The organism is Vibrio sp. 704, assembly GCF_033339295.1.
This window is the reverse complement of sequence record NZ_JAWOUH010000002.1, coordinates 110,442-127,515: the sequence shown is the minus strand read 5'-3', so window position 1 is coordinate 127,515 and position 17,074 is coordinate 110,442. Positions and strand designations below refer to the sequence as shown.

Annotated in this window: 18 protein-coding genes; 9 read left to right on the top strand and 9 right to left on the bottom strand. The window is 44.2% G+C overall.

Annotated elements, in window-relative coordinates; translation table 11 throughout:
- Nucleotides 1–86: 86 nt before the first annotated feature.
- Entirely contained in the window at nt 87–374 is a 288-nt protein-coding gene (locus tag R7R24_RS04485) for a hypothetical protein (RefSeq protein WP_005375016.1), read from the top strand.
- 70 nt (nt 375–444) lie between these two features.
- Here R7R24_RS04485 and lafA read toward each other — a convergent pair whose 3' ends face one another.
- From lafA to R7R24_RS04440, 9 genes are all read right to left on the bottom strand, one after another.
- The gene (gene lafA / locus R7R24_RS04480) at nt 445–1,296 is read right to left on the bottom strand and encodes a lateral flagellin LafA (RefSeq protein ID WP_005375019.1); all 852 of its coding nucleotides are present in this window, start codon (nt 1,294–1,296) and stop codon (nt 445–447) included.
- Between the two features lie 301 nt (nt 1,297–1,597).
- Complete coding sequence (locus tag R7R24_RS04475; protein ID WP_017633491.1) at nt 1,598–2,368, bottom strand: EAL domain-containing protein; 771 nt, start codon at nt 2,366–2,368, stop codon at nt 1,598–1,600.
- 19 nt (nt 2,369–2,387) lie between these two features.
- Entirely contained in the window at nt 2,388–4,478 is a 2,091-nt protein-coding gene (gene flhA / locus R7R24_RS04470; RefSeq protein WP_005375024.1) for a flagellar biosynthesis protein FlhA, read from the bottom strand.
- 31 nt (nt 4,479–4,509) lie between these two features.
- Complete coding sequence (gene flhB / locus R7R24_RS04465) at nt 4,510–5,637, bottom strand: flagellar biosynthesis protein FlhB (RefSeq protein ID WP_005375025.1); 1,128 nt, start codon at nt 5,635–5,637, stop codon at nt 4,510–4,512.
- Nucleotides 5,634–6,410 carry a flagellar biosynthetic protein FliR gene (gene fliR / locus R7R24_RS04460; RefSeq protein ID WP_005375027.1) on the bottom strand — a complete coding sequence of 259 codons (777 nt, stop codon included), beginning with the start codon at nt 6,408–6,410 and terminating at the stop codon, nt 5,634–5,636. The genes flhB and fliR overlap by 4 nt, the downstream gene beginning before the upstream one ends.
- Complete coding sequence (gene fliQ, locus R7R24_RS04455) at nt 6,410–6,679, bottom strand: flagellar biosynthesis protein FliQ (RefSeq protein WP_005375036.1); 270 nt, start codon at nt 6,677–6,679, stop codon at nt 6,410–6,412. The genes fliR and fliQ overlap by 1 nt, the downstream gene beginning before the upstream one ends.
- A 12-nt stretch (nt 6,680–6,691) precedes the next feature.
- Nucleotides 6,692–7,450: a flagellar type III secretion system pore protein FliP gene (gene fliP, locus R7R24_RS04450; RefSeq protein WP_005375037.1), complete on the bottom strand. Its 759-nt coding sequence runs from the start codon at nt 7,448–7,450 to the stop codon at nt 6,692–6,694.
- A gap of 18 nt (nt 7,451–7,468) precedes the next feature.
- Nucleotides 7,469–7,840 (bottom strand): flagellar motor switch protein FliN, encoded by a 372-nt coding sequence (gene fliN, locus R7R24_RS04445; protein ID WP_005375038.1) that lies wholly within the window; start codon nt 7,838–7,840, stop codon nt 7,469–7,471.
- Complete coding sequence (locus R7R24_RS04440; RefSeq protein ID WP_206946679.1) at nt 7,837–8,655, bottom strand: FliM/FliN family flagellar motor switch protein; 819 nt, start codon at nt 8,653–8,655, stop codon at nt 7,837–7,839. The genes fliN and R7R24_RS04440 overlap by 4 nt, the downstream gene beginning before the upstream one ends.
- Before the next feature lie 379 nt (nt 8,656–9,034).
- Here R7R24_RS04440 and R7R24_RS04435 point away from each other — a divergent pair, with 379 nt between their 5' ends.
- The 8 genes from R7R24_RS04435 to fliJ are packed head-to-tail and all read left to right on the top strand — an operon-like array spanning nt 9,035 to nt 17,058.
- Nucleotides 9,035–10,054: an OmpA family protein gene (locus R7R24_RS04435; protein ID WP_054579360.1), complete on the top strand. Its 1,020-nt coding sequence runs from the start codon at nt 9,035–9,037 to the stop codon at nt 10,052–10,054.
- Nucleotides 10,054–11,385 carry a sigma-54 interaction domain-containing protein gene (locus R7R24_RS04430; protein ID WP_031778880.1) on the top strand — a complete coding sequence of 444 codons (1,332 nt, stop codon included), beginning with the start codon at nt 10,054–10,056 and terminating at the stop codon, nt 11,383–11,385. The genes R7R24_RS04435 and R7R24_RS04430 overlap by 1 nt, the downstream gene beginning before the upstream one ends.
- 15 nt (nt 11,386–11,400) lie before the next feature.
- On the top strand, nt 11,401–11,757 hold the full coding sequence (gene fliE / locus R7R24_RS04425; RefSeq protein ID WP_005375045.1) for a flagellar hook-basal body complex protein FliE: 357 nt from the start codon (nt 11,401–11,403) through the stop codon (nt 11,755–11,757).
- A gap of 3 nt (nt 11,758–11,760) precedes the next feature.
- A complete protein-coding gene (gene fliF, locus R7R24_RS04420) occupies nt 11,761–13,512 on the top strand; it encodes a flagellar basal-body MS-ring/collar protein FliF (RefSeq protein ID WP_005384024.1) in 1,752 nt (583 codons plus the stop codon).
- Nucleotides 13,481–14,494 (top strand): flagellar motor switch protein FliG, encoded by a 1,014-nt coding sequence (locus R7R24_RS04415; protein WP_005375048.1) that lies wholly within the window; start codon nt 13,481–13,483, stop codon nt 14,492–14,494. The genes fliF and R7R24_RS04415 overlap by 32 nt, the downstream gene beginning before the upstream one ends.
- Before the next feature lie 4 nt (nt 14,495–14,498).
- The gene (gene fliH, locus R7R24_RS04410; protein WP_005375050.1) at nt 14,499–15,254 is read left to right on the top strand and encodes a flagellar assembly protein FliH; all 756 of its coding nucleotides are present in this window, start codon (nt 14,499–14,501) and stop codon (nt 15,252–15,254) included.
- Entirely contained in the window at nt 15,247–16,593 is a 1,347-nt protein-coding gene (gene fliI / locus R7R24_RS04405) for a flagellar protein export ATPase FliI (protein ID WP_005375057.1), read from the top strand. The genes fliH and fliI overlap by 8 nt, the downstream gene beginning before the upstream one ends.
- Before the next feature lie 24 nt (nt 16,594–16,617).
- The gene (gene fliJ, locus R7R24_RS04400; RefSeq protein WP_017820533.1) at nt 16,618–17,058 is read left to right on the top strand and encodes a flagellar export protein FliJ; all 441 of its coding nucleotides are present in this window, start codon (nt 16,618–16,620) and stop codon (nt 17,056–17,058) included.
- The last annotated feature ends 16 nt before the right edge of the window (nt 17,059–17,074 follow it).

The window sequence follows — 17,074 nt, the reverse complement described above, 5'->3', positions numbered from 1 at the left end:
ATTACGTTCTGATATTATTTTTGATAGTGTGACGTGCAAGTGTTCTCACTAAAAATTAAATTTTTACGTTTCAAAGAATGTCAGTTATGAATGAATTTGCGTTGCGATTGATGAAGTGTGCTCGTGCATATGAAGAGTTCATTAACAAAAAACTATTAAGTAAACAGAGCATCAATTCTGATGAGATAGCTAGTATCTTAAAGGAAGCTAAGTTCAATTTTCCTGAACTTAGAGATAGTAAAATAGGAAGCAAATTAGAGACGATAGAATTAGAACTGTTTAATAAGGTTTTATTTAATATTATGTTGAAATTCGGATTCAGAGTACCTGAATCTCACAAAGATAATACGAGCTCTATTTATATTCGTAGATAAAAATAAAGCCTTCCATAGGAAGGCTTTATAATTAAGACGATTTAAATTAAGCGCACTATTAACTAAGTAATTAGCGTAGTAGTGACATTGCCATGCTTGGAAGCTGGTTAGTTTGAGACAGAACAGTTGTACCTGCTTGCATCAACATTTGGTTCTTAGTCATGTTTGAAGACTCTACTGCAAAGTCTGTATCCATGATACGACCTTTAGATGCTGTAACGTTTTCTACCATGTTACCAAGGTTAGCCATAGTGTGCTCAAGACGGTTGATGTTCGCACCGAAGTCTGCACGAGAGCTACCAATTTTTTCTACTAGACCGTCAGCGCCGCTGATTTTGTCTAGTGCTGCTTTTGCTTTAGTCGCGTCATCGATACCATCTGTAATTGCTGCATCAGCAAGAATAGTAGTGATTTCACCGATACCTGCGCTTGCGCTTACAGTCAATGTTTCAGCAGAAGATGCACCGATTTGGAATGTTACGTCACCTGCACCGAAGCCGCCGCCTTTAAGAAGGTTTTGACCACCGAACTTAGTGTTGTCTACGATGTTGTTTAGTTCTGCAGTAAGCTGTGTGAACTCTTTGTTAAGAGACGCACGGTCTGTTGCACTGTTTGAACCGTTCAACGATTGTGTAGCAAGGTCGTTCATACGGTAAACGATGTTTGTCATTTCATCCATCGCACCTTCAGCAGTTTGCATCATAGAGATGCCGTCTTGTGCGTTACGCATTGCTACTGACATGCCGCGTGTTTGCGCTTCTAGACGGTTAGCAATTTGAAGACCAGCAGCGTCATCAGCAGCTGAGTTCACACGGTAGCCTGTGCTTAGACGTTCCATTGCTGTGTTTAGAAGTCCGCTTGTTGTGTTCATTGTGTTTTGAGTTACAAGCGAAGCGTAGTTAGTGTGCATTGATAAAGCCATCTTAGTCTCCTTAGTTAGTCACTATATCTTTCAGGCCTCGGGATATTCCCTTGTCACTAACTAGAGGCGGTCGGTCGGCTTTAATGATTAATTTGAAAATTAAAAAATTTCTAAAAAAGATAAAAATTGATGATTTTTAGTGATTTGTATTCCATGAAAACCGGGAAAATCATCATATAAGCCTAAATTTTTTAGTTAAGTAAAAGAAACTATTGCCCAATGGTCTTGTGGTTATCCGTTATAAATAAAAAAACAGCACGAATAAATCGTGCTGTTTTAAATATAAATGGTTGAGTTTCAACTATTCCTCATCAAAAGACTGAAAGGAGAGAGAGGTTGGGATATCGCTGAAATAACCAAAATAATAACTGGCACCCAATAAACGATAGCGGTTAAGTTCCGTTTGACTCGCTACACGTCCGGCAACCCAAGTATATTTATGCTTTCTTAAGAACTTAGCAATAGGTAGGAAAGCGTGTCTTTCTTCTTTATCCTCTAGTGTGACTGACAATTTGATCATATCGGGACTAAAGTCTGCGACGCGCTCGAAGTTCACTTGCGATGTCGCGACTTCAAACCAAAGTGAATATGCATTCTCTTTTAACTTTTTGGTGAGTGTGGCGACTTTATCACTATCACATAACGTTTCATCAGCTTGAAGAGAAGGAATCACATGTTGAAAAGCAGAAGAGTGGAATTGAATCGTCTGTTCGAGAAAATAAACCCCAGGCTCCCAAAGTAATGCATCCACGCGAATCGGCACGACAACATTACTAATCAAGTCGTGATGAAAGGCTTCTAACTGAAATTGTGTTTGTCTTAGTGCAAGGTAAAGACTGAACAAATCCAGGCAGTACTGCATTTGTTCAGAGAGTTTGAACTGATAGACACTTTGTTCTCCACGCATACCAAATCTCAACGTCAGGTGTTGGAATTCTACTTCCCCTGATTGAGCTTCCCTAATTGCTTGGCATGCGTGTTGGACATCATTGTGTTTTAAAGCATCAAAGACTAATTGATCGTCATCCGTGACGATGTGTTGTACTGCGAGACCAACCAAATGTTCGTACATCGCATGTGTTGAAATAAGATTAACCAAGGTTTCCTACCACATTGATTTGTTTGTTTTCTGGGATTTCGTTGTAAGACAATACTGCCAGCCCTTGTGTAAATGTGCGAGCGTAACGCGCTAGAAGAGGGCGCAGCTGTGGCATAACGAGAAGGATCGGAGGTAGCCCCTGTTGTTTAAGCTGTTGTCTAATCAATGGCAAGTTTTGTTGGAACTGACCAAGAATGTTTGGCTCAATTGGGAAGCTATCTAGTGTTACCGTACCAGAAGATTGTGCTTGTTGCAGTGAAGTTAGTAGCATTTGTTCTAACTCATCAGACAGTGCGTAGACATTTAATTCGTTCTTTTGTCCTGCAATTAAGTTAACAAGCGTACGCTTTAGTGCACAGCGTACATCAGATGCAAGTAGGATCGGGTCCTTTGTATTTTCCGCGGATTCCAACATTGTGTTGGCAATCGTGCGAATATCTTTTAGTGGCACTTGGTCCAATAAAAGCTGGCGATATACTTTCAGCTGCTGTGCTGGATTAAGTGCTGCTGCTAATGCTTCTGCTAGTTTCGGGGCTTGTTGTGTCAAACGCTGGGTTATTGCTTCCACATCGTCGTGCGTAAACAATTCTGCAAGGTTTGTCTTCATGATTTTACTAATATGAGTGGCAATAACAGTGCCATCATCGACAACTTGGTAACCCATATTAAGTGCTTTTGCTTTATCTTGATGCTCAATCCACACAGCCGGCAACTGATAAGCAGGATCGCTACCCAAAATGCCATCTACCTCACCGTAAGTTTCGCCAACCGCTATCGCCATTAAACGCTCTGGTTCAATAAAACCTTGCTCAATGACTTCGCCATTTAGAGAAATTGTGTATTGGTTTGGCTTGAGGCTCAGATTGTCACGAATACGAACTTCAGGTAATAAAAAGCCAACTTGTTCAGAAAGGTTTCGACGCACACCGCGAATTCGTTGTGATAAAGGTGCCCCTTGTTCTTTATTGACTAGATGGACGAGTCGGTAACCAAGCGCAAGTGATAATGTTTGGACGTGAGGAATATCATCCCATGTCAGCGGTGTATCATCGTCTTGCATTGCTTGTGAAAGTGCTTCGACCTCTTCAATCTGGGAGTCTTGCACTGGCTTCTTGGTTTGACGCCACCCTGCGAACGCTAATGCGCCAGCAAACGCAAAAAAGGCTAGGTGTGGCATACCCGGTACCATACCGATTACCGCCATAATACCTGCGACAGTAAATAGCGTTGCAGGAGTTGCCAGTAATTGCTTTTGCATGGTTTCCGACATGCCATTATCGCTATCATTAATTCGCGTAACGATAATCGCGGCAGCCGTTGCCAATAGTAGTGAAGGAATTTGAGCAACTAGACCATCACCGATTGTGAGTAGGGCATAAGTTTTAAAGGCGTCAGACGCAGCGAGTCCATGCTCGAAGACACCAATGCTGATACCACCAATGATATTGATAAACAGAATCAACAAACCTGCGATGGCATCGCCACGCACAAACTTTGATGCACCATCCATCGAACCATGAAAATCGGCTTCGTTGGCGACTTCTTTACGGCGTAAGCGAGCCGTTTCCTGATCGATAAGGCCAGCGTTTAAGTCTGCATCAATTGCCATTTGTTTGCCTGGTAGGGCATCCAACGTAAAGCGGGCTGAAACCTCAGAAATACGTTCACCACCTTTGGTGATTACGACGAAGTTGATGATCATCAAGATAACAAAAACCACCATACCAACGACGTAGTTACCGCCAATGACGACTTCACCGAATGCTTGAATGACCTTACCCGCTGCGTCACCACCATTATGTCCTTCTAGGAGTACAATTCGCGTAGAAGCCACGTTCAATGTGAGACGTAATAATGTTGCGACCAGCAAAATAGTTGGAAAAACAGAGAAATCTAATGGTCGCTTTGCGGTTGTGCTGACCAGCAATACTAGGATTGCTAAGACGATATTAAAGGTAAACAGCGCATCCAGTAGCAGAGGAGGCAAAGGAAGAATCACCATTGCTAATATCATTAGCAAGACGATTGGAATGCCAACGTAGCCTTTGGTTGATGTTTGAAGTTGTTTTAACCGGTTAAGCATACTTTCGTGTCCTTGGATAAACGCGGGTTAATCAGTGCTGCAAATGTTTTGGAATCGAAAAATGAGGTAAAGGAATTGGCTCTTTTCCCTCACCTTTACGAAAGGCTTTCAATTGCAAAACGTAAGTAAGAATATGTGCCACTGCGATGTACAGTTGGCTTGGGATTGCTTGTTCAATCGCCGTCGTGTGATAAATCGAACGGGTAAGTGGCGGGGAGTTAATGATTTCCACTTTGTTTTCTCGGGCGATACGTTGAATGTGCATAGCAGTTTCGTCTACGCCTTTTGCGACGACAAAGGGCGCGTCAGAGAGCGAAGGCTCGTATTTCAGTGCGACTGCGTAGTGCGTTGGGTTTGTGATGATCACGTCAGCCGTCGGCACCATTTTATCGATCTTACGGCGCGCAAACTGTTGCTGTATTTGACGAATACGTTGTTTTACTTCCGGACGACCTTCATTATTTTTAAATTCCTCTTTCAATTCTTGTTTCGTCATGCGGAGTTCTTTTAGGTGTTCCCAACGCTGATAAGGAATGTCGATAACCCCAAATAACAACAAGGCGAAGCCCATTAAGAGTAAGCCTTCAAACAGAATTGACATTACTAGAGAAAAACCTTGGCTGAGCGGGAGATTTTGCATGCCAAGTAATGGCTGTAAGTGGTTGTCTAAATAGCCATATAAGATGCCGAAGATCACGGCTACTTTGAACGTCGACTTTAAGAGCTCAACCACTGAGCGGGTCGAAAAAATGCGCTTTATCCCGCTCAAAGGATTAATTTTGCTCAGCTTTGGCATCACGTTCGCGGGACGGAACATCCAGCCGCCTAGCACAAGGCTACTACCACAGGTCACGATAATAATGACGGTAAACAATGGTAATAGCATGTCGATGATGACCGCTAAACTTTGTCCCAATTGCTCGACAAGTTGTTTAGGATTTTCTAGGTCGGCTCGCGTCAGCATCATGTTGTAGCGAAAGATCCCCGACATGCTTTCCCAAATACTATTAAGCTGAGAGTAAAAGTAGAGCGCCACCGCTAGAAATATTACCGCAGTAGTAAACTCTTTCGCGCGAGGAATTTGTCCTTCCTGGCGGGCTTTCTTTACCTTCTGCGGTGAGGCTTTTTCAGTTTTGTCTTGAGAAGATTGATCGCTCATGCTCCCCCCAACATAAAGTTACTCAAGTGTCTAATGGTGTCGTGAACGAGCGCCGTGTAGCGACCAGGAACACCAGAAACTGAGATTAATACGCTGAATAGACCCAGCAGCATCGTCATAGGAAAACCTAACGCATAGACATTAAGTGATGGTGCGGCTCGGTTCATTACACCAAAACTGATGTTGGCTAGAAGCATGGAAACAATAGCGGGCAAAGCCAAAGCTAGTGAAGAGGCAAACATCCAACCGAAAATATTGACAACACCTTGCAGAGAAAGCGATGTGATACCAGATCCGACTGGCCAAACAACAAAGCTTTGAATCACGATATCTATGACGAGTAAGTGTCCTTCTAGCGCAAGAAACAACAAGGTTGAGAAAATCAGAAATATGCGTCCCAAAATGGCGACAGAAAGCCCGTTAATAGGATCATTCATCATCGCCATACCTAAGCCCATTTGCAGAGAAATCACCTGACCAAGCATGGTGAAAACGTTAAAGAGCATGTGCAAAATTAACCCAAACATTACCCCCCAAATAGCTTGCTCAAAAGCAAGGAACAGGGAAGTCATAGAGAATAACTCGACTTGTGGCATGGGTGGCATTAACGGTCCAGTAATGACAACGATCGAGAGGGCCAGTAAAGTACGAACCCAAACTGGAATAATCGCATCACCAAAGAAAGGCATTGAAATAAATACGGCTCCCACACGAAAAAACGGCCACCAGAGTTGACCGAGTATCGCCGAGAGCTCTGCAAATGTGATGGCCATTAGCCAATCATCCCTGGTATGTTGTGGAACAAGAAATCAAACAGTTCCATGATCTTACGGAGCATCCAGTGACCTGCAAAAATCACCATTAATAAGGTAACGAGCAAACGTGGCAAAAAGCTGAGTGTTTGCTCGTTGATTTGTGTGGCAGCCTGAAATACGGCGATACACAAACCGACAATTAAGCCTGGAACAACCAATACGGCAACCATCAAAATGATCAGCCATACTGCATCGGAAAATAACGTTACGGTTAGTTCTGGGGTCATAACTGCTCCTAGTTAACCGAAGCTGGCAGATAAGGTGCCAACTGTCATTGCCCAACCATCCACGAGTACAAATACCACCAACTTAAAGGGAAGTGAGACAATTAAAGGTGATAGCATCATCATACCCATTGCCATCAGGACACTGGCGACAACCAAGTCGATGACCAAAAACGGGATGAAAAGCATAAAACCAATTTGGAAGGCGGTTTTTAGTTCACTAATGACAAATGCAGGCAAGACAACGGCAAATGAAATATCCTCAACGTTTTGGTCGAGAGGCTCATTGGCAATACGTAACATTTGTTCAAGAGAGCTTTGGTGCGTCTGTGCCAGCATGAACTCTCTCACTGGTTTCTCTGCAACAGAAAAAGCCTGTATTAGCGTGATTTCGCCGTTGTCGTATGGCTGAAACGCATTTTCATAAATATCGCTCCAGACAGGGCGCATAATCAGTAACGTCAATGCGAGAGCGATCCCGACCAACACTCTGTTAGGTGGGCTTTGTTGAAGACCAAGAGCTTGGCGCAAAATCGCAAGGACAACGACAATTCGAGTAAAGCTCGTCGCCATCAAAATAAATGCTGGAAGAAAACTGAGCGCCGTCATCAACAACAGAATTTGCAGTTTAACGCTGTATTCTTGTTGTGTGTCGCCATCAGAAACGGACAAGATAGTTAAGCCGTTGTCAGCCGCCATTGTTGGGAAAGCAAACAAAAGTGACACCAATACCAAAAGAGGTAACCAACGGTGCCAAGCGCTCAGATTTTTCATTGTGATGCCTACCTAAGATTATTGACCAACGCCACTCAATGCAGAGTCATGTACATCGATCAGACGAAGTCCATACTTATCATTGACAACGACAACTTCAGCGTGGCCCATAAGAGAACCGTTTACTTTCACGTCTAAAGGCTCGCCATTGAGCTTTTCCAACTCGATAACCGTGCCTTCACCCGCTTTCATTAAGTCCCCAAGTGGGATCTCCTTACTCGCAACTTCCAGCGTGACTGTGACAGGAATGCTTTTGAAAAAGCTAAGGTCACGTTCCGCAGTGGCTGGTTCTTGTTGGAGCGTATCTTCGGCTTCAAAGTCTTCTAATTGAAAATCATCAAAGTTCAGTTCTTCTGCGTCGAATGCATTAGTTTCTAGCGCTTCGCTCATCGCTGCGGTTCCTTATCAGGGTTAAAGATCAAAACAAGTTGGCCGTCTTGCTCGGCAATACGACCTGTAAATAGAGATTGGTTGCCAATGCTTACTGGAACCGTGTTAAGAAGCTCAATAGGTAAAATATCGTTGGGTTGTAAGCCAACCACATCACTTAAAGGCATCTTCTTTTTACTTAGAACAACGTTCAGTCGAACGGGGGTCGTCTCTAAAGAACGACAGAAAGGTTGAAACAAATCGGTATCAGGCTGCAGTTCAAGCTGCTCGATCAGCGTTTGAATAAGATGACCATCTAGCTTGAGATGAATTGAGCCTTGATGATCGTCAAATGCAATGTTTAATTGAACGTTAATGCCAATACCTCTAGGGGTCTCATACTCACCCGTGTCCCACATTTCACCAGGAGCAAGCCAACCGATGATGATTCGACTGATGCGCTCTTGTAAACGTAAGTCACTGGCCGTCAGAGTAGCGGCTGAACGCTCTGCACTTGCACCATAAAATCTATCAGCCAACTTTATTAGCGTGTGGGGGTTACCATGGATGAATACCATGCCGCCTTCCTGATGTTGATAGGTCGACGTTTGCTCTTTGTCCATCTCAACCGATGTAAAGCGGTGCAAGTCTACTGAGGTTAAGCTAGCTTCCACTTTTCCTGTGCTGAGCCAATTTTGTAATTCATTCGTAAGGTTTGAGCAAGATTCTGAAATTAAATTATCGAGCTTCTCACGAATGATATGAATAGGTTTGCCTAATAATTCTACATCAAGTAGTTGACTATCAGAAATAGGCTCGCTAACTCTATTTTCCATTTATATTTTACCGTGCGTTAACAATCGAAAGTGTTTTAACTTAATGGCGTGTAGTCTACACAGAAATTTTAATGATCTTTTAGCTCCAAACTCTAAGATTGTGACTTTAGTTCACATGTTGCTTTGTTCATATAGTCATAATCTTTTAATGAAATTTAAAAAGAGTTAGTTTTCTTTATAAATCGCTTAATAAATAAAATAACAATGTTGAGCGTTTTAGTTGTTATGGATTTTTTAAATTGCCTTTATGGCGTAACAATAACTTCAAATAAATAAATTATAAGATACTGTTTTTTATGCTTAAAGCTTCCGACGGAGGCTAAGCGTGCTCTCTTGAGCGTTTTGTAAACAATTTTAATATTCAGAATAGGTAATTAAAATGATTAGCTATGCCAGTTCTCTCGGCTTGGTGGCATATTTAATTAAACGGTTTAAGTCATGGGAATGTAAGATATACATGAATCATGTCCGTTTGATAATTTGTAACACAATTATTGTTATCAGTTTTATTTTTTCAAAAGTGTCATATTCAGAAGAAGTCTTAACAATCCCTATGGACCTCTCTAAATGGACATATGAGGGAAATAAATTCAAATGCAACTTGTTGCAATCAAATAATGACTATGGGAAGTTTTATTTCCTAGCGGAACCTAATAATAAATTCTATTTTATTTCCGATATAGAATATGAAAACAATAAATGGAAAACGATTGCTTTAACAGCTCAAAATGCTCCTTGGAGTGATGAGCTTTATAGAAAAGAATTTGGTTCCCTTGAATTTACTAAGCCGTCTCAGCGTTTCATCTTTAATAAAGGCGCTGAAGAATTCATGGATTCAATTGCTTCGGGCAGTTGGGTGACGCTGTCACTTAAAGGAAGTAATGCTTCCTCTGTTTCAGAGATTGTGATTCCTACTCTTCAAATTCAAAACGCATTGAAATCATTTAATGCGTGTCGCGCGCGATTGCCTAAATTGTCTTTTTCAGAGGCAAGGGATATGGCGCTATCATTTGAGTTTGGTCAGAAGACGTTAAGTCGTGGACAGAAAGCAACACTAGAAGCGCTGTATAGCTATGTATCTGTGGATGATCGAGTGACCAAAATCCTCATCGACGGTCACACCGATAACGTTGGTTCAAGTTTAACGAACCTTTCTGTGTCACGTACTCGAGCAGAGCAAGTCACCAATGCTTTGATTGAGCTTGGGGTCGACGAGTCGATGATCGAAACACGAGCTCATGGTTCACGTTACCCAATTGCCAGCAATAACTCGGTTAATGGCCAAGCAAAAAACCGACGTGTCACCCTGCGTTTAGTGAGGGACAACGAGTATACGGCTGCGAAACACTACCCAGATCTACAATCACAAAATCAACAAACGAAAGTTAAGGTTCAATGATGACGAAAACGAAAATTTTGTTGGTTGAGCCAAATGAAGCTCTTGCTCAACCAGTATTGGATGTGTTGCAAAATGCAGGTTACACCGCGAAACACACTCGTACTGGTCGAGGCGCTTTGCTTGAAGAGCGAGCAGAAATCACTTTAGTGAGCTCTACGCTGCCGGATATGTGTGTTCGTGAGTTTGTCGCGTGTCACCAAAAGCAGCGAAATTCGGGTGTTGTTATTGCGATTGTCGACCAAGAACAAGGCATCTTGGCTGCTGAGACGATGAAAGCGGGCGCTACTGATTATCTATTACGCCCATTTGAATCTAATCAGTTGGTTAATCTGCTTAAACGTGTTGAAGCGTTAGGTAAGCCAATGGCCAACATTGTTGCGGAGTCTTGGAGAAGCAAACAAGTTCTGCAATTGGCGCATCGTGCAGCATGTACTAACGCGAGTGTGCTTATTACAGGTGAATCGGGAACGGGTAAAGAAGTGCTGGCGCGATATGTGCATGAGCACTCTCCGCGTATCAATGGTCCATTTGTGGCGGTTAACTGTGCCGCCATTCCAGAGTCAATGTTAGAGGCTGTGCTATTCGGTCATGTAAAAGGCGCGTTCACCGGAGCGACAAATTCTCAAAGCGGTAAGTTTGAAGAAGCAAATGGCGGGACGATTCTGCTTGACGAGATTGGTGAAATGTCACCTGCGGTTCAAGCGAAATTGTTACGCGTCCTTCAAGAGCGTGAAGTAGAACGTGTTGGTAGCCATAAAGCCGTTCAGCTCGATATTCGTGTTATTGCGGCAACCAACAAAGACTTACGTGAGGAAGTTCAAAAAGGCACGTTCCGTGAAGATCTTTATTATCGATTAGATGTGCTGCCTCTGCACTGGCCGCCTTTGCGTGAAAGAAAAGAGGACATTCTACCGATTAGCCAATTCTTTATTGAAAAGTATCAAGATAGCAGCCGCTGTCACCTATCCCAAGATGCGATTAGTGCGCTGAGTCAGTATCACTGGCCGGGCAATATTCGTGAGTTGGAAAATGTCATTCAACGCGCTTTGGTCATGCGTCATGGTGATTACATTACAGCCCATGACCTGATGCTGCCTATTGAGCTTGTTGCGTCAGTTCCTACAGCAGAGCCAACTTCAAGTTTTGGTCATGTAGAAGCGAAGAAGCAAGCTGAATATCAGTTTATTTTGGAAAAGTTACGTCAGTTTGGTGGAAACCGAACGAAAACCGCAAACGCGCTTGGAGTCTCTACTCGAGCGCTACGCTACAAGCTCGCAGCAATGCGAGAACATGGTATTGATTTACAGTCGGCACTAGGCTCGGCTGCCTAATAGGAGAAAAAATAGATGGCAAGTCAACCTACTCATGCGGTCTCGGCAGAGCAACTTATGTTGTCAAAAATGCAGGCGATGCAGGCACAAGTGCAGCCGCCAGAGTTTATCGTGAGTGCAAATCCTTTAGATCAACAATCACTAAACGCACCTTTATCGTTCTCACAAGCGATGACAAATGTGTTGGATACAGTGAATCAACATCAATCAGTGGCTAGTCAAAAAATGACGGCCGTAGAAACAGGAAAAAGTGATGACCTAGTTGGTGCAATGGTCGCGAGCCAAAAAGCCAGCTTGTCCTTTAATGCTTTGATGCAAGTGCGCAACAAAGTCGTGACCTCATTTGAAGATATTATGAAGATGCCGGTGTAATTCATGTCAGAACTAACCCCCCAAGTCGCCGGAAACACAGCTATGGCTACCGGCACAGCACAGACATTTTCTACTGCCAACGGCATGGACGATGTGACAACGAAGCTGAAGCAAATCTGGTCTAGCAGTCAGAGAAACTTAGTGCTATCTGCGGTGTTAGCTGCGATTGTTGCAGCGATTATTGTGGTTGCACTATGGAGTTCCTCGCAGAGCTTTCGTCCGCTATATAGCCAGCAAGAGCGTTTTGATATCGGCGAAATTGTGTCGGTATTAGAAAGCGAAGGCGTAAGCTACCGCATGCAAGAGCAAAATGGACAAGTTCTTGTACCAGAAGGTGAGGTTGCGAAGGTACGCATGTTGCTTGCATCAAAAGGTGTTAAAGCTAAGCTGCCGACAGGTTTGGATTCGCTCAAGGAAGATAGCTCTCTTGGTACGAGCCAATTTATGGAAACGGCGCGTTATCGTCATGGTTTAGAAGGTGAGTTAGTACGTACTATCATGTCTTTGAACTCAGTAGCGAACGCGCGTGTTCATTTAGCAATACCTCGTCAAACTCTATTCGTCCGCCAAAACAGTGAGAATCCTTCAGCATCTGTCATGCTTGAGCTCAAACCTGGTGAAGACTTAAAGCCCGAACAAGTTGAAGCGATCATTAACCTAGTGGTCGGCAGTGTCACGGCAATGAAGCCAGAATTTGTTTCTGTCATTGACCAGTATGGCCGTCTTCTTAGTGCGGATGTCGCTTCTGCGGAAGCTGGTAAAGTAAATGCGAAATATCTTGAATACCAGAAGAGTGTTGAAAAACAGATCATCCAACGCGCAGCAGATATGCTTACGCCGATTGTGGGGCCGAGTAACTTCCGAGTACAAGTCGCTGCCGATCTGGACTTTAGCCAAGTTGAAGAAACACAAGAAATTTTGGATAACGCACCGGTTGTGCGTAATGAGCACACCATTCATAACAACTCGGTTGATCAAATTGCGTTGGGTGTTCCTGGTTCTCTAAGTAACCAACCGCCAGTGACAGGATCTGGTGAAGTGGAAACGAACGATAGCCAAAACACGAATGCGCGATCTGAAGTGAATCGTCAATATGCTGTAGGGAGCAGTGTTCGTCGTACTCAATACCAACAAGGCCAAATAGAAAAGCTTAGTGTATCGGTTCTGTTGAACTCCAAAGCTTCGCCAGATGGTGTGGCGTGGAGTGAAGCCGATAAAGAGCAAATCTCAAACATGATCATGGATGCTGTTGGTATCTCTGCCACACGTGGTGACAGCTTAAGTTTAATGAGTTTCAACTTCACCCCAATTGAAATTGATGCTCCTCCTGCACTGCCGTGGTGGCAAGACCCTACAGTACAGCAGCCAATACGCTACGTTATTGGTGGCTTGTTAGGCTTGGCGATGATCTTCTTCGTACTGCGTCCATTAATCATGCACCTAACTGGCGTTGATAAACCTGTGCCTGAGCTAAATTTTGCTGAGCCTCAGGAAGAACCTGACTACGAAAACTTGCAAACGCGTGAAGAGCGCGAGCATGAAGAAGTACTTGATCGCCGCCTATCTGAAAAAGGCATCTCAGCCTCTTCAGGTTTAGATGTAAACAGCGACATGCTACCACCAGCAGGTTCGCCATTAGAAATTCAATTGAAACACCTACAGCTTATTGCTAATGAAGAGCCAGAGCGCGTAGCCGAAATACTGAAACAATGGGTAAACATCAATGAACACAGTTCTATCAAAGCAGACGCTTAGTTATGTTGAACAAACCGCGCTCGTGCTATTAGGCATGGGCGAGGATGCCGCAGCGAAGGTTTTGCAACACTTTAGCCGTGATGAAACCCAGCGTGTGACTCGTGCAATGGCGAAGTTAAATGGCATTAAGAGCGATTCTGCTCGTGGTGTTATTCAAACTTTCTTTGAAGATTTCCGTGAGCACAGCGGTATTCGAGGAGCCTCTAAGGAATACCTATCTAATACATTGCGCAAAGCGTTGGGTAACGATTTGGCAAAAGGGTTATTAAATACCTTATATGGCGATGAAATTCGCAACAATATGCAGCGCTTACAGTGGGTGGAAGCAGAAACTCTCGCTCGTTTCATTGTGAATGAGCACCCACAAATGCAAGCAATTTTTCTAGCGTATTTGCCAGCGGACAGCTCTTCAGCGGTATTGAAGCACTTGCCACAAGATTACCATGACGAAATATTGTTCCGTATTGCTCAATTGCAAGATATCGATCATCAAGTTGCCGTTGATTTGCATGAACTCGTTGAGCGTTGCATCGAAAAAGTATCCGCAAGTCAAAGCACGCCGTTATCAGGTGTTAAGCAAGCAGCAGATATCATTAACCGCTTTGAAGGTGACCGTGGTTCATTGATGGAAATGCTGAAGTTGCATGATGAAGATGTTGTTAATGCAATTGAAGAAAACATGTTCGACTTTATGGTTCTTGGCCGACAACGCGAAGAAACTATGGACATGTTGGTGCAGCAAATCCCGCTAGAGTTGTGGGCTGTTGCGCTAAAAGGTTCCGATATTACCTTACAACAAGCTATTAAGCGTTCAATGCCGCAACGTATGGTGAAAGCGCTAGAAGATGACATGGACGCACGCGGCGCTGTTGCGTTAAGTCGAGTTCAAAAAGCACGTCAAGACATCATGCAAATGGTACGTGAGTTGGATGAATCTGGTGAAGTTCAGCTGCTTCTCTATGAAGAGCCAACGGTGGAGTAAGGTCATGCTAGAGACAAAATCAAGTACTATGCGATTGCCTCCGAGCGGGTATCGTTTACACCGTTTTCCGCCTTTAGCGCAACCTAAGACTATCGAAGACGAATTCGGGCTAGATAACCAAGGCTGGCAAGAACCTCAAATAGATATCCAACAGCAACTTGAAGAAGGTTTTCAACAAGGTTTGCAACAAGGACATGAGGAAGGCTTACGCCAAGGTATCGAACAGGGCAAGCAACAAGGTCTGTTGGAAGGCCAAAAAGAAGGTTTCCAAAAAGGCTTTGTTTCCGGTGAGCAGTCTGGAAAGCAAGGCTTTTTGGAGGCGGCGAAGCCTGTCAATGAACTTTTTCACGCCCTTTCTCGTTGGCAAGATGAAAAAGAACAGCAACAACGCCATATGATTTGTGAACTGGTACAAAAGGTTGCTCAGCAAGTGATTCGTGCCGAGCTCACTCTAATGCCTCAGCAGATCCTAGCTTTGGTGGACGAGACATTGTCTGCCATGCCTGGTAAAGCGGAAACAGTAACTGTGCATTTAAATCCGCAAGATTTAGAGCGCATTACTCACATCAATGCTGATTTGCCGCAATCTTGGAAACTGGTCCCTAATACGGAGCTTCCTATTGGTGGCTGTCAGTTAGTGACTGATGACGCAGAAGCGGATGCGAGCTGCGACTCTCGCTTGGAAGCCTGTATGGACAATGTAAAGCAACACCTTTTGGATGAAGTCAGTATTCCACAGGTAGAGTCTGAGCATGAGTAATACCCTAAGCCATGAACTATTAAGTGAGCGTTTGAGCGAAGCCTTGGCTTCGCTCGATTCAATCCCTGTTGCTCGCGTAACAGGGCGATTGATAAAAGTAAACGGCTTAATGTTACAAGCCGTAGGGTGTCGGTTTAAGCTTGAGCAGCGTTGTCTCGTAGAAACCGCGGAAGGCGATATGATCGAAGCGCAAGTTGTGGGCTTTGAACACACCATTGCTTACCTCATGCCTATCCGCCGTTTAGGCGGTTTGTTTGCAGGTGCAAAAGTCATCCCTCTTGATGGTGACAGTACCGTGCAGCTAAGCTCTCAGTGGTTAGGACGCGTACTGAATGGTTTAGGTGAGCCGTTAGATGATGGGGCACCGCTTAAGGGGGGAGATCGAGTTTCACTTGAACCAAAACCGATTAACCCACTGAAGCGACGCCCAGTTGATACACCACTCAACGTAGGCGTGCGAGCGATTAATGGACTATTGACGGTAGGCAAAGGCCAACGTATTGGTTTGATGGCTGGCAGTGGCGTCGGTAAAAGTGTGTTAATGGGGATGATCACCAAAAACACGGAGGCCGATGTAATTGTGGTCGGGCTTATCGGTGAGCGAGGCAGAGAAGTACGTGAGTTCATCGAGAGAAACTTAACCCCAGAAGCGCGCAAGAAAGCGATCATTATCGCGGCTCCTGCTGATGAATCCCCGCTAATGAGGTTAAGAGCGACATTACTTTGTCATCGCGTTTCAGAGTATTTCCGAGACCAAGGCAAAGACGTTCTACTTCTGATGGACTCTCTAACCCGATACGCCATGGCACAGCGCGAAATCGCTCTTTCGCTCGGTGAGCCTCCAGCTTCTCGTGGTTATCCGCCCTCAGTCTTCAGCGTGTTACCTCAACTCTTAGAGCGAGCGGGTAACAGTGAAAATCAACATGGTAGCTTAACGGCAATTTACACCGTATTGGCAGAAGGGGACGACCAACAAGATCCTGTCGTGGATTCCGCGCGCGCCATCTTAGATGGGCATGTCGTTTTATCGCGTCAACTGGCTGAGCAAGGGCATTATCCCGCGATAGATATCAACGCGTCTATTAGCCGTTGTATGAATACTTGTACGCAGGACGCACACAGCACGATTGCGAATAACTTCCGTCAAATGTACTCCAACTACCTTCAGGTTAAAGAGTTACTGCCATTAGGGGGTTATCAACCAGGACAAGATCCTGAGTTAGATCAATCTGTTGCTATGTATCCAAATTTGCGTGCATATCTACAACAAGCTGCCAACGAGTCTGTAGATTACCCAACCAGTTTGACCGAGCTCGCGCAGCTTTTTCAAAGTGCTTAATCAAATGGGAGTGACAAGGCTGAAATGAAATCCAAGTTAAAAGCCGTAGGCAAGTTACAGCAAATGGAAGAAAAACAGCGTGACCGTGTGGGTCAACAACTTGATGCCATGCGTCAGCGTCACTCCCATCTTTCAATGCAATTGGAACAGTTGTCGGCGTTGAAAGGCCACGCTGGACAATCAACCCGAACCGGCCCGACGCTGACGAGCGCGGCTTTGATGAACTTTAATCGTGTTGACCAAATGCTACAAAGAATGCTTCGTCACCACGAGCAAGAGCAAGCCGTTATGCAAGCGGAATGTGCATCTGTACAGAAAACGCTAGAACACAAGCACGCACGCGTTCAAGGGTTAGAAAAAGTGCTTGATCGTTGGCGTACTAAGCAGAACTATGAAAAAGCGAAAAAAGAGCAAAAGATGATTGAAGACATCATTAACTCTCGCGTTAAGCGTAAGATATTATGATGTCTTGTTGACGCTA

Coding starts and splice junctions, on each gene's coding strand:
- R7R24_RS04485 (WP_005375016.1), top strand. CDS start 87: ATGAATGAATTTGCGTTGCGATTGATGAAGTGTGCTCGTGCATATGAA.
- lafA (WP_005375019.1), bottom strand. CDS start 1,296: ATGGCTTTATCAATGCACACTAACTACGCTTCGCTTGTAACTCAAAAC.
- R7R24_RS04475 (WP_017633491.1), bottom strand. CDS start 2,368: ATGTACGAACATTTGGTTGGTCTCGCAGTACAACACATCGTCACGGAT.
- flhA (WP_005375024.1), bottom strand. CDS start 4,478: ATGCTTAACCGGTTAAAACAACTTCAAACATCAACCAAAGGCTACGTT.
- flhB (WP_005375025.1), bottom strand. CDS start 5,637: ATGAGCGATCAATCTTCTCAAGACAAAACTGAAAAAGCCTCACCGCAG.
- fliR (WP_005375027.1), bottom strand. CDS start 6,410: ATGGCCATCACATTTGCAGAGCTCTCGGCGATACTCGGTCAACTCTGG.
- fliQ (WP_005375036.1), bottom strand. CDS start 6,679: ATGACCCCAGAACTAACCGTAACGTTATTTTCCGATGCAGTATGGCTG.
- fliP (WP_005375037.1), bottom strand. CDS start 7,450: ATGAAAAATCTGAGCGCTTGGCACCGTTGGTTACCTCTTTTGGTATTG.
- fliN (WP_005375038.1), bottom strand. CDS start 7,840: ATGAGCGAAGCGCTAGAAACTAATGCATTCGACGCAGAAGAACTGAAC.
- R7R24_RS04440 (WP_206946679.1), bottom strand. CDS start 8,655: ATGGAAAATAGAGTTAGCGAGCCTATTTCTGATAGTCAACTACTTGAT.
- R7R24_RS04435 (WP_054579360.1), top strand. CDS start 9,035: ATGATTAGCTATGCCAGTTCTCTCGGCTTGGTGGCATATTTAATTAAA.
- R7R24_RS04430 (WP_031778880.1), top strand. CDS start 10,054: ATGACGAAAACGAAAATTTTGTTGGTTGAGCCAAATGAAGCTCTTGCT.
- fliE (WP_005375045.1), top strand. CDS start 11,401: ATGGCAAGTCAACCTACTCATGCGGTCTCGGCAGAGCAACTTATGTTG.
- fliF (WP_005384024.1), top strand. CDS start 11,761: ATGTCAGAACTAACCCCCCAAGTCGCCGGAAACACAGCTATGGCTACC.
- R7R24_RS04415 (WP_005375048.1), top strand. CDS start 13,481: ATGAACACAGTTCTATCAAAGCAGACGCTTAGTTATGTTGAACAAACC.
- fliH (WP_005375050.1), top strand. CDS start 14,499: ATGCTAGAGACAAAATCAAGTACTATGCGATTGCCTCCGAGCGGGTAT.
- fliI (WP_005375057.1), top strand. CDS start 15,247: ATGAGTAATACCCTAAGCCATGAACTATTAAGTGAGCGTTTGAGCGAA.
- fliJ (WP_017820533.1), top strand. CDS start 16,618: ATGAAATCCAAGTTAAAAGCCGTAGGCAAGTTACAGCAAATGGAAGAA.